2 protein-coding genes are annotated in these 14,599 nt (G+C 46.7%); one reads left to right on the top strand and one right to left on the bottom strand.

The window, feature by feature from the left end; genetic code table 11:
• The first annotated feature begins 138 nt into the window (after positions 1-138).
• On the top strand, positions 139-13,485 hold the full coding sequence (locus ACVA6Q_RS00655) for an Ig-like domain-containing protein (RefSeq protein WP_446646110.1): 13,347 nt from the start codon (positions 139-141) through the stop codon (positions 13,483-13,485).
• An 89-nt stretch (positions 13,486-13,574) separates the two neighbouring features.
• Here the strand turns inward: ACVA6Q_RS00655 and ACVA6Q_RS00650 are convergent, their stop codons facing one another.
• On the bottom strand, positions 13,575-14,567 hold the full coding sequence (locus tag ACVA6Q_RS00650; protein WP_446646109.1) for a 2-hydroxyacid dehydrogenase: 993 nt from the start codon (positions 14,565-14,567) through the stop codon (positions 13,575-13,577).
• Positions 14,568-14,599 lie beyond the last annotated feature (32 nt).

Raw genomic sequence — 14,599 nt, 5'->3', positions numbered from 1 at the left:
TAAGTACAAAGTAAATTTAATCTGGCAACGCCGCATTCGAACAATAAAGTCAAGATAGATAACGCGCAGACCAGAAGCAGTTGGCTTGGAACCTAGATCGAACGCCCGGGCGCAAGCGGGTGATTCAAGGAGCAGAACATGAGTACGATTTCGTTAGCATCTTTAGTACAGGTATCGGGAACTTTGATTGTCGATGCGCAGGGTAATCTCACGGTATTGCCAGAAGGGACTGCTCCGCGTCCTGGGGATGTAGTTATCGACATCTTGGATAACGCTGAGGTGGGTGAAGAGCTTAATATCGAATTGATTCAACCTGATGGTGAGGGACAAACGGTTAATGTCGGTGATGTCGATGCTGAGGCTATTATTGCGCAAATTGAACAAGGCCAAGATCCAACTCAAAATGAAGAGGAAGCACCAGCTGCAGGTGAAGAAGGCGGTTCTAGCCCAATTGCGATTGGCTCTATTTCCCGTGCAGGGGCACAGACTATAGCGGCAACCAGTTTTGATACGTCGGGACTGCAAGCTCAAGGCCTCACCGAAACCCAATCTCTCGCAGTCCTTGATGCTCTTGGATTCGTACCTCCTGTCGTGACGGCTGTGACCTTGGTTTCAGATGAGCTCGGTGTTGGCGAGGGCACAGACTTCGATTTTAACGTCAGCCTTTCTGAAGCTCCTCCTCTTGCCATAAACATTATTATTCAGCTTCCGGAATCTTTGGACGTTGATCTAGAGAACATCTCTTTTAGTGAAGGAGTGACCATATCTGGAGGGGTGTTAAACGTTCCTGCTGGTGTTGTTACTTTTAATATCGTTATTCCAACTGTCGATGATGACATTGTTGAAGCGACCGAAAACTACACATTTGTTGTTGGTGGTGTTGAGGCTTCTGGGGAGATCTATGACAACGACAAACCAACAGTTCTCTCTGTCGTTCCAGAAGGGGGAGAAAGCGGTGTTGTCGAAGGTGGAAACCTCGTATTTACCGTCACGCTATCAGAAGAAACGCTCACTGAAGTTCAATACGCACTCAACTTACCAGAATCGACGGATGTCGATCTCACCACCATTTCATTCACGGTCGGTGTCACCCTAGTCGATGGAAATTTGAATGTTCCGATTGGTGTAACGACATTTGATATCATTTTACCTACCGTTGACGATCAGTTGGTTGAGCCTACTGAAACGTATGTTTTTGATGTTGAGGGTGTAAGCTCAACGGGTACCATTCTGGATAATGACAAGCCGTCGGTTCAATCTGTCGAAGTGGCTGGCGATGACGATTCAGTCGTCGAGGGCGAAAACCTAGTGTTCAACGTGACACTTTCAGAGCCGACGCTATCGCCAGTTGAGTATCCGCTCTCGCTCCCGCTATCTCCTGATGTAGATACTGCAGATATCAGCTTTACCAACGGTGTTACGCTGGTTGATGGTATGGTTAACGTTCCGGTTGGTGTGACTACTTTCGACATTATTTTGCCGACAGTGGACGACAACCTTGTTGAACCCACTGAAACCTACACATTGAATCTTGATGGAGTTGAGTCGACCGGCAGTATTGTTGATAACGATAAACCTTCAGTGACATCGATTGATGTCGCCGGAGATACCGATTCCGTTGTTGAGGGTGAGAACCTTATCTTTAGTGTGACGCTCTCAGAAGAGACCTTGTCACCTGTCGAATATCCACTGACTCTTCCTGATTCCGATGATGTAAACACGTCAGACATTAGCTTTACCAACGATGTAACGTTGGTTGATGGCATGCTTAATGTTCCTGTGGGAGTGACTACCTTTGATATTATTCTCCCAACGGTGGATGACCAACTTGTTGAGCCAACAGAAACCTACACGTTAAATGTCGATGGTGTGGAGTCTACTGGCAGCATTTTCGATAACGATAAACCATCGGTGACCTTGATTGATGTAGCGGGTGAGGATGATTCGGTAGTGGAAGGCAGCAACCTTGTCTTCAGCGTAACCTTATCTGAGCAAACACAATCACCCGTGCAATACCCTTTAACACTGCCTGCTTCTCCCGATGTTGATACAACAAACATCAGTTTTAGCAATGGCGTGACTTTGACCGACGGAATGCTCAATGTCCCTGCCGGTATTACGACCTTCAATATCGTTGTGCCAACAGTGGATGATGAGCTTGTTGAGCCTACAGAAACGTACACCCTATCTGTTGATGGTATTGATTCTACAGGTACTATCCTAGATAACGATAAGCCATCAATCAGCTCGATTGATGTTGCTGGTGGTGATGATTCTGTCGTTGAGGGGGACAACTTAGTCTTTAATGTCACGCTTTCAGAGCAAACCTTGTCACCTGTAAAGTACCCGTTGTCACTGCCTGTTTCTGAAGACGTAGACACGTCCAACATTAGTTTCACCAACGGTGTGACATTAGTGGATGGTATGGTCAATGTGCCGATCGGTGTGACAACGTTTGATATCGTGTTACCAACGGTGGATGACGACATTGTTGAGGCAACTGAAACATATACATTATCGCTAGATAGTGTCGATGCTACGGGCTCTATCCTAGATAACGACAAGGCAACGGTAACGTCAGTTGTTATTTCAGATGACACTGTTGAAGAAGGTGGAAACCTGATTTTCAACGTGACGTTATCAGAACAGACGCTTTCTCCAGTTGAGTATCCACTGACCTTGCCTGCATCAGATGATATCAACACTGGGGGTATCACATTCACCAATGATGTCACGTTGGTCGGGGGGATGATTAACGTACCAATCGGTGTCACAACATTCGATATTATCTTACCGACAGTGGACGATGAGATTGTAGAGGCGACAGAGTTTTACGATCTTCAAGTTGATGGTGTTAGCTCAACCGGTACGATCTTAGATAATGACAAGCCAACCATCACATCTATTGATGTTTCTGGTGAGGATGATTCCGTTGTAGAAGGCAATAATCTTGTCTTCAGTGTGGTGCTTTCTGAAGAGACGCAATCGGCGGTCAACTATCAACTTGACTTGCCATTGTCTCCAGATGTCATTACCTCTGACGTGAGTTTTTCTAACGACGTAACGCTTGTGGACGGCGTTCTCAATGTACCTGCTGGTGTTACTCAGTTTGATATTGTGCTGCCAACCGTAGATGATGAACTTGTTGAGCCAACTGAAACCTATACCTTGTCAGTCGATGATGTCCAAGCAACGGGCAGTATTCTAGATAATGACAAGCCGTCTATCACTTCGATTGAAGTCGCTGGTGACGATGACTCTGTCATTGAGGGCAACGATTTAGTTTTTAATGTCACGTTATCAGAGCAAACCTTATCACCAGTGGAATACCCACTTACCTTACCTGCATCCCCTGATGTCGACATTGCCAACATCAGTTTTACCAATGGCGTAATGCTTGCCAATGGTATGCTTACCGTACCTGTTGGCGTAACAACGTTCGATATTGTCCTGCCGACTGAAGACGACACCATCGTCGAGCCGACCGAAACTTACATGTTAACGTTAGATGGCGTGGAGTCGACAGGTACTATCCTCGACAATGATAAACCTTCGATCGAGTCTATTGATGTTGCTGGTGATGATGATTCAGTCGTAGAGGGCAATGATCTCGTCTTTAATGTGACGTTATCAGAGCAGACGCTATCACCCGTTGAGTATCCACTTACGCTACCGGCCTCCCCTGATGTCGACATTTCGGGCATTAGCTTCTCCAATGGCGTAACTTTGGTCGATGGCATGCTCAATGTGCCTATCGGCGTGACGACCTTTAATATCGTTTTGCCAACCGTAGACGATACCCTAGTTGAGCCAACAGAGACGTACGCCCTTACCATAGACGGCGTAGACTCGACGGGCAGCATTCTAGACAACGACAAACCTTCGATCACCTCTATTGAGGTCGCAGGTGATGATGACTCGGTCGTAGAAGGCAATGATCTCGTCTTCAATGTAACACTTTCCGAGCAAACTCTGTCCCCAGTGGAGTATCCACTTAACTTACCGATATCGCCAGATGTCGACACAGCGAACATCAGCTTCACTAATGATGTCACTTTGGTGGACGGCGTGTTGAATGTGCCCGTTGGCGTGACCACTTTCGACATCGTACTCCCTACCGTAGATGATGCGCTTGTTGAGCCCGTTGAGACCTACACACTGACTTTAGATGGAGTGAGTGCCACAGGTAGCATCATCGATAACGATAATACCGATCCGATTGCCGAAAATGACCCTGAAGGTCTAGATCGAACAATAGGCACGGTCGGCTCTGAGAAGCCTGGTTGGACATTTGATACCAATGACTCAGATGACCTAATTGATAGCGTTACTGCCTCTTACGATGGCTCTGACACCGGCTATCAGGTATATGGCAGCGACAAATTGGGGATCGACGGCACGTCCACCGGTGGCTCTAACGAGCAAATCCAGTATAACCGCAATGAAGGAAAGTCAGAGAAGCTAACTATTGATCTCAAAGCTCCAGCGGTCGGTGGCTCATTCTCCGTTACGAACTTGTACGCGGATGAAGGGGGAACGGATAACCACGAGCAAGGTAAATGGAGCGCCTATTTGGGTGATACATTGATTGCTTCCGATTATTTTTCAAATGAAGAAGGTAATGCAGGTATTTTCAATATTGATACCGGTGGCTTTGCCTTTGATCGAATTGAGTTTGAAGCCGTTGAGTTCACGGATGGTGCAGCAAGAGGGAATGATTCTTCAGACTATTTCTTGCAGGGTGTTTCGTTCGATGGCGCTGACGCCTATGTATTTGCCCAGGGACAAGAAGTTCGTATCCCACTAAGTGAAATCCTTGCTAACGATAGCGATCCCGATGGCCATAGCTTTAGCGTGACGTCCATTTTTGGTGAAAGTTTAGGTGATGCCTACATTGACGGGAATGATGTCGTGTTTGAATTGCCTGATGAGTTTATCGGGAATGCTCAGTTCCAGTACCAAATCACTGATGAGCGGGGCGGTACTGATACCGCAACGGTTAGCGTGTTAATTAACCCGGCACCAGTAGCTGTGGATACTATTGCCTTTGAGGCTGAAAATAACGATGTGACCGAAGGTGACAGCTTCATTTATAACGTGACTCTCGATGGCACCACCAGCGTTAAAACCTTTTTTGATATTGCGTTCGGTGCCGGTTCCGACTCAGCTTCGGCAAATGATATTGATTTAAGTAGCTTAGACTTTAGCGATGAAGTGACATACAACGCGGTAACTGGTGAACTAGAAATCCCTGCAGGAGTCTCTTCATTTTCTATCGAATTACCAACCGTTGATGATAACCGCTTCGAGAACACAGAAGACTTCACCTTAACGATTGGTGGGCAGTCTCTCGCAGGTAACATCCTTGATAACGATGACGTGACACTCACGCTTACCGGTGGTGGTGAAGTAAGTGAAGACGCAGGTTCTGTCGAGTATGTTTTAGGCCTAAGTAATCCATCGGACGTTCCGCTTACCGTCACTCTTGAGCGCATTGATGACACGACCGACAGTGGTGACTTTACCACTACGACGGCGAGCTATAACAATGGCAGCGAGGATGTCACACTCGATATCATCAATAATCAAATCGTGATTCCTGCTGGCGTTACCGCAGTGGATATCAATGTCGGCATTGTTGATGACGACGTGTATGAGCAAGATGAAGACTTAAGCCTCAAAGTCACGGAGCCTGCTGGTCTAACTACCAATGGTGAGACTGGAATCACCGTTGGCGCAACCATTTCTGATGATGGCGAAATTGATGGTAAGCCAGACGGTGACAATGACAATCTCGCTCCAGTCATTGATCTCGACGATAGTGAAGCGGGCACAGGCTACTTAGCGACGTTTACCGAAGGTGATGACCCCATCATGGTGGTGGATAGCGATATCGTCATTGATGATGATATTGACGTTATTACCAAAGCGGAAATCAAGCTCACCAACCCACAAGCGAGTGACAGCTTACAAGTTGTTGGCTCGCTACCAACAGGTCTGGATGTCACTAGAGCGACCATAGCGGGGGCATTGGTACTCACTATTTCAGGTGAGGGTTCCACGGCTGACTATGAAGCCGCGCTAAAACTGCTTCAATTTGACAATGATAGTGAAGACCCGATCAGCACCGATCGAATTATTGAAATCTCGGTATTTGATGATCAAAGTGTGCAGTCAAATGTCGCTACCTCGAACATCACTGTTGTCCCAGTAAATGACCTTCCAGAGTCAGAAGACTTTAGTTTTGATATCAGTGGAAACGACCCTGTAAGCGTGGTGTTTGATACGGGGACTGGTCCGATTGATGGAGTGGATACTGGTGGTACCGATGATCATATCTCAGACATTGAAGATGATTTGAATGGTCAGCAGGTGAAGGTTGCTATTACAGAGCTTCCGCTAAGCGGCAAGCTTTATCATGACGGTGTTGAAATCACTCAAACTAATGTCGACAACGGTGATACGTTTGACCCAACCAAGATTACCTTTGAACCGAGTGAGGATGCACAAGGCTTTATTCTAGGTACAAAAGACATTCCGACTGGGGATGATCCAGCAAACGACCTAGAAAGCACCAGAGAAGAGTTCTACAACTGGGGTGGTGAGGTTGATGGTAAAAACCGTGAATTAGAGCTTGCTAATGGCGATATTATTGAAATTTCTGGCTCAGGCAGATTGACTCAATACCGAGGTGATGTACAAGCAAATCATGTGGGACATGGTCTTGGTATTGGCGGCGGACAGGGCATCAATGAAGGGGAGTCATTAACGATTGATTTCTCCCAACGCCCAGCCACAACTATCAGCATGGGCTTAGATGGTGTTGGTGGTTACTTCTCACCCAACCAAGTCGAAGCAAAAGAAACGGCGGTTACTATCACGTTAACGCTGCGCGATGATGATGGCAATACCTTTGAGTACCCTCTGGAGAACTTCCAAAAAACAGCGATTAACAACCAGGATTTGTTCCACGAGCTTAGCTTTGATGTTGCGACGCTTGCTGATATTGATGGTGTTACCAACGTGTCAGATATGGTTATCGTTGGTGTTGAGTTTGGCACCGATGGTGCTGGCAACTGGGAGCTTCGTTACCTCGAAACGGGTGTAGACGACAGCTTTAAATATAAAGCGGTAGACTCGGATGGTGGAGAAAGCCAAGAATCAGTCGTTACTATCAATGACCAGCGTGAAAACCAAGCACCAGATGCGGTTGATGACCCGGTAGGATATCACTTGGTTCAAGGTGACATGGGGGATGGCAACCAAGGTTGGAATGATGTCCAGCTCGATGCCTTTTATCCACGTTCAGATGAGTCAGTGGTGTTCAATGGTAGAGGTCTCGGTGTTGAGGCTACGGATGTTCCTGGCGGTAGCCCAGAAGCCCAAATTCAGTTCAATAGAGCGGAAGGGGCATCGGAAGAGCTGATAATCACGCTTGATGAGCCTGCAACCTCAGGTCGTTTTGCCGTCAATAATCTGATTAAAGGTGAAGGTGGTGGTGAGCAAGGTAAATGGTCTGCTTACTATCAGGGTGAATTGGTCGCGAGTGACTTCTTCTCTGATGACTCGACCAACAGCCCAACATTCAATATAGACACAGGTGGCGTAGCCTTCGACCGATTGATTTTTGAAGCGGTTGAGTACGTTGATGGACCTGTCGATAGACCCGATTCTTCAGATTACTTCTTGAAAGGTTTGGAAGTGAGTGGACCTGATGCGTTTGTATTTGGACATGATGAACCTGTTGTTATCCCGCTTACTGACATTTTGGCGAATGATAGTGACTTGGATGGCGATAGTATTCGAATCACCTATGTGTTCGGTGAAGACGAGGGTGACGCTCGAATCGAAGGTGACAATGTTATTTTCGACCTCCCTGAAGGCTTCTCTGGACTAAATAGTTTCCAATATCAGATCACTGATGACAAAGGTGGTTTTGATACTGCGACAGTAAATGTACTCGTCAACCCTGCTCCAGTCTCGGTCAGCAGTATTACTATTGATGTGGATAGTCAATCCGTAGAAGAAGGAGATAGTTTCCTCTACAGCGTTACTCTCGATGGCAGCACCTATGCCAAAACCCTATTCAACATCGACTTTAGCGTTGCTGATACCTCATCAGACAATGATATCGATCTTGCTGCGTTGGAATTCAGCAACGGTGTAACTTACAACGCGAATTTGGGTGTTTTGGAAGTACCGAAGGATGTGTCTTCATTTACCATCGAAATTCCAACGGTAGATGATAATCGTTACGAAGGTGATGAAACGTTTGGAATTGTTATCGATGGTCAAACTGTTACAGGCACAATCATAGACAATGATCCTGTAACGCTTTCATTAACGGGTGGCGGAGAAGTTAGTGAAGATGCTGTCTATGCCGAATTTACCCTTGAACTTAGTAACCCGTCTGACGTGCCGTTAACTCTGCAGTTGCAGCGTATTGATGGCACCACTGACAACAACGACTTTACTACAACAACGGCAAGCTACAACAACGGCACGGAAGACGTTGATATCCCAATTATTGGAGGTGAAATTGTTGTACCAGCTGGTGTTACTGATGTCGAAATTCGAGTCGGTATTAATGATGATGACCAGTACGAACAGGATGAAACGTTTGAACTTAAGGTATCTGAATCAGCAGGTCTCACAACGAATGGTGTGACGGGCGTTACCGCAGGCGCGACCATTTCTGATGATGGCCAGATTGGCGGTAATCCAGGCGGTGACAATGACAACCAAGCACCAACGATTGATCTCGATGGTGAAGACTTCGAAGTAGTCTTCGAAAGCCAAAGTGCTGGACACTCCAATGTGCTTGGTTACTACTTAGTTGATGGACAAGGTAACCCGTCCGATCCAGTTGTTCTGATTCAAGATTCTAAGTCAGGTATTGCCAGCCAAACGGTACTAGCAGAGTTAGACTCTTTGGATAATGTCGAGTTTTTCCTAATCGCGGATGGCGCGGATAGTACACCTGATGATGCAACCTTGAATTTTAACGACCAAGGTGAACTGCTAGTGAATGGTCAAGCTCCAGCTAAGCCTGTTTTCCTATCAACCGATGATAGTGAGCAGTTTAATATCATCGATAACGGCAATGGCGAAACAGAAATCCGCATAGAGGATATCGTGTTGGGTAATAGTGACCAAGACTTCAACGACTTGGTCGTAACATTGCGTCCTTCAGCGTCAAGTCAAGGTGACGGTTACCAAAATACCTTTACCGAAGGTGATAGCTCGATAGCCATTGTCGATGAAGATATCAATATTCAAGATGATATCGACACCATCACTAAAGCTGAGATCAAGTTTACTAACCCTCAAGCCAATGACTCTCTTGGGTTTAACTTGAGTGGAACACTTCCGGCTGGGCTGGTGGTTGTAGAGACGGCAACTCTAATCACTATAACGGGTGAAGCGAGCAGTGCGGATTATGAAGCTGCATTGAAATTGCTCGAATTTTCTAACGACAGTCAAGATCCGAGCGACGTATCGCGACAGATTGAGATTACCGTATACGACGATCAAAACTTGGCATCTAATGTTGCCACATCCACGATCAATGTTGTTCCCGTCAACGATCCACCGGAGTCAGAAGACTTCAGCTTCTCTATTGATGGCAACGATCCAGTCTCTGTTGTGTTCGATACAGGTACAGGAACTATTGAAGGCGAGGGTAGTGACCATATTTCTGACATCGAAGATGATGCCGATAGTACTCAAGTAGAGGTGACGATTACCGAACTTCCTATCGGTGGAACACTGTTCTACAACGGTGTTGCCATCACTCAGACTAACGTCGACAACGAAGAGACCTTTGATCCGACTCAAATCACCTACCAACCAGATGCTGATGCACAAGGCTTCGTATTGGGTACCAAGGTTATACCAACCGATAGTGACTTAGAGAGCACTAAGGATGAGTTCTACAATTGGGGTGACAAGGTTGATGGTAAGAATCGCGTTCTAGAATTAGAAAATGGTGACTCCATATCCATTAGCTCTAACAAAGGCAACCTGACTCAGTACCGAGGTGATGTACAAGCTAACCATGTAGGGCATGGTTTAGGTATTGGCGGTGGCCATGGTATTAATCAAGGTGAAGAGCTCACAATTGACTTCTCAGAGCGTCCCGCGACTCATATTGACCTTGGTCTAGATGGCATGGGTGGCTACTTCTACAGCGGACTAGAAAACGACAATGAGTCTGCTGTGACGATTCAAGTGACGCTCAGCAATGGCGATGTGGTCGACTACGTACCAGACGTACAGAAAGAGACGTCAGGAAACAATAATCTGTTCCATGAGCTCAGCTTCTCTGTAGATGACCTATCGGGTGTTGATGAAGGCGTGTTCATTGCCGGTGTAACGGTCGGAACCGATGGACCTGGTAACTGGGAACTTCGTTACATCGAAACGGCACTCAACGACAGCTTTAAATACAAAGCCGTCGATAGCGATGAGGGAGAGAGTCAAGAGTCTGTAGTTACGATTGTTGACCAGCGTGATAACAACATGCCACCGACGCTGGATTTAGATCTTAGCGAAGAGGGTACGGGCTATGAAGCTCTGTTTATCGAGGGAGATGCAGCGATGTCGGTCGTTGATACCGACATTACGATCTTTGATGAAAACAATGTCATCTCTTTGGCAGAGATTGTGTTGACCAACCCACAAGAGGGCGACAGTCTTGAGCTGGTTGCGCCAAGCAACCCTAACCTGCCTGCCAATCAGCTTGTGAGCGGCATTACTTTTATCTCTGAAACACTAGGCTCAGGCGCGATAAAAATCACGCTGATGGGTGACGCTTCAGCCGACGATTACGAAGCAGCAATTAGCCTGATTCAGTTTGAGAACGATAGCCAATCTCCATCGCAAGATGATCGAATTATTGAGATTACGACGTTTGATGATGCAAGTGAGCCATCCAATACGGCAGTTTCGACCATCTCGGTGACCGGTGTTGCTGATGTAACTGTTGCGGCAGCAAGTGGCTTTGAAGATAGCAAAATTGACCTCGATATTAGCCTACCAGCCGGCAGCGCTGCGGAGTCGATTGTCATCTCCAACATTCCTACTGGTGCAAAAATCTTCGATGGTAATTCCGAGCTCACAGTGACAGATAACTCGGTGTCTGTCACTCCATTGATGCTTGATACGTTAACAGTGCAACCACCAGAAGACAGCGATGTTGACTTTACTCTACTGGTGACAGGTCTTGATGCCTTAAACCAAGAGGTTGAAGCTCACGACCTAGAGGTTGTTGTTAAACCGGTGACGGATAAACCTATTTTGCAAGTGTCTGGTGATGAAATCGTTGCTTCAATAGACTTTGAGAACGTCACACTCAATCGCTCTTGGCGTGGTGATGTGACAGAGACTGAGCTTAGCTCGAATGGTTCTGTAGGCACTTGGGGAACAAACAACCCTGGTGGCGTTGTCGAAGTGGGTCGAGAGGACGTTTATCTTGGTGGTAATGCCCAAGACAGAGACAATCAACTGTTTGAAATAGAAGGACGCCGTGGCAAAGACGACTCGTTGTTTACTGAGTTTGAAGGCAAAGGTGGTCAATTCTACGAGCTTAATTTTGACGTAGCAGCGCGACGCGTTAACGACTCACCACTCAAAGTGTTCCTAGTAGACGAAGAGGACAACCGTACAGAGCTGTTTGAGTTCGATGATTCCGTAAATCGAGACTGGAATGATGTTCAAGAGTTCTTCCAAGTACCGAAAGACGGCACTTATCGTATTGAGTTCGAATCTGAGCAAGACGATAGCTACGGCGCACTTTTGGATAACATCGTATTGTCAGCGCGCAGCAACGTAGGCTATGAAGATACCTATATCGATATCAGCGATATTGTTGCCAAACTTACTGATACGGATGGTTCAGAAACTCTGACTCTGTTGATCCAAGGTCTGCCACAAGGTGCGATTGTCACTAACGGTACGCAAACATCGAATGCTGGTGCCAATGGCAAGGTCGATATTTCAGATTGGAGCAATCTGGATGACCTGCAGATTCAAGTGGCTGACAAAGGTACCTATCCGCTGACGATTACTGCAACTGCTTCCGAGGGAGATACCACGTTCTCTCCTGCCGATAAGTCAGAGACTGAACTCATTGATCTTATCGTGCTTGAAGCTCCTACCTCAGTGGAGCCAAATACGCCACCACTTGTGACGGATTTTGAGTTCTTTGCCCCTGATGACACCATTCCTCTTAGCTTTGCGGATTTTGTTACCGATGCAGAGGACGATGTGAGTAATGATAAGGACAGTTTGGTCGAGATTGTCGGCGAGCCAGAGTTTGGTCAGCTTTACTTCTTATCAGGTACAGGCGAGCGTTTTGATTTAGATGTAGGAGACCTCGTTGAGGACACCACCAATATCTATTATGACCTAGAGGTTGGTTTTGATGTGTCGGCTCTTGGCTATAACCATCAAGGACAAGATCCATTTGGTAACGGTGTTGAAGTGACGGGGGGGACTTATACTGGCGATAAACCGCACATTGGTGTTGAAATGGAAGAGATCGCCTTCGATGGTGCTGGCGCGGCTAAACAATCAGGCTTCTTCACCAAGCGGGATGATGAGAACGGACAAGGTAAAGAGACAGAAGCTAAGCAGAATGAGTTTATGTCTATTCGATTTACAGCGGGTATGATGACTCGAGCCTTGGTTGGTGTTGGTAGCTTAACTGGACAGTTCAGCGCAGCTGCGAATGGTAACGGTGCAGCTCAGATATTCGTTTATCTCTATGCGGGCGGTACCTTGCTTGATGAAACGCCGATTGTAATGGACAACAGTACCATCGTTGATCATCAGGCGGTCATCGAGGTCACATCGACTCTTCCTTTTGATGAAATGCGAATCATGCCTTACAACGCTGAAGGTAAGGACGCTGGCTTTGTCCTACAGAGCTTAACCGTCACTGATGGCGAAGTTGCCGATGCGTTCGATTATCGTGCGGTGGATTCTAATGGGCTGCAAAGCGATGATACAGCAACGGTTAATGTCAATATCGTACCAAACGGTAATGTAGCCGATGTGGAAGAAGTGGATTACGCCGTGCAGGGTGGCAGCGGAGTGACTGTTATTCACGGCACGGATGGTGACGATGTGCTTGAAGGTGGTTTGGGCAATGATGTCCTCACTGGTGGTCTAGGTAACGATACCTTTAAATGGGGAGCCGATGACCTCGATGGCAGTTACGATGTCGTCACTGACTTCTCTCAAGTCGATGGAAACCGCGATATTCTGGACTTAACGGATGTGTTTGAAGGTAGCGGTGAAACTCTTGATGACTTGCTAGATAATAACAACATCACAGTGACGAATACGGCAGATGAAACTGGTACTCTGGTTAACATCAATAAAGATGGTAAGAGCGTCACCATTGAGCTTGAAGGTGTGACTGGAATATCGTCATTGAGTGTTCCTGAACTAAGCCAGATTATTATTGTTCACGATACGTAGTAACGCTGCGGTAAGCGGCTACCAAAAAATCAAGGCAAAAACCTAGTGTCGACGGGATGATTTGTGTTTACAAATCATCCCGTTTTTATCTAGTCAATGAAGTTCGCAGAACGCTTTTGTACAGCAAAGTCTTCAACATTACCCAGTGTTGTCTCAGCGATATTTTCGAGTGCGTCAGTGGTTAAAAACGCTTGGTGACCTGTGAACAGCACATTGTGACACGCCGATAGGCGACGAAAGACATCATCAACAATTACATCGTTGGATTTATCTTGAAAAAACAGCTCCTTCTCACTCTCGTACACATCTAAGCCTAGAGCGCCTATACGACCCTGCTTGAGCGCTTCTATTGCAGCCGATGCGTCGAGTAGTTCTCCTCGACTGGTGTTAATAATCATCACGCCATCTTTCATCTTACCGAAAGCAGTAGCATCGAGAAGGTGATAGTTTTCAGGCTGCATAGGGCAGTGCAGTGAAATCACATCCGATTTACTGATCAGTTCATCGAGCTCGCAGTATGTAGCTCCGAGTTCTGTCACTGCCTCATTTGGGTACGGGTCATAACAAAGCACGTTCATTCCTAGCCCTCGAAGGATACGAATGGTCGCAATGCCTATCTTGCCAGTGCCGATAATGCCTGCAGTTCGCCCGTGAAAGTTGAATCCAACCAGGCCTTCCAATGAAAAGTTCGCGTCTCTAGTGCGCTGAAACGCCTTATGGAAACGGCGGTTTAGCGTCATCATCATGCCGACAGCGTGCTCAGCAATGGCTTCGGGAGAATAAGCCGGAACGCGCGCCACTTGAATGTTCAGCTCCTTCGCTGCTTCTAGGTCAACGTTGTTGAATCCAGCACAGCGCATGGCAATCATCTTAATACCACGATGTGCGAGCTGCTCTAGAACTGGCCTCGACAAATCATCATTCACAAAAGCACAGACGACGTCGTGTCCTTTCGCCATCTTTGCCGTCTTTTCATTGAGTCCAAAGCTATAGAACTGATAGTGCAATGGTCTTGACCCTTTCGCGCTTTCAAAGGCAACTTCGTCGTAAGATTTGGCGCTAAAAAATACAATACTGGTCATTATTATTCCTCACTCTTGGGCTAACGATAGTG

It is taken from the genome of Vibrio sp. DNB22_10_4, assembly GCF_052879755.1.
The sequence above is the reverse complement of the archived record's forward strand: the minus strand, read 5'-3'. Positions and strand labels throughout refer to the sequence as shown.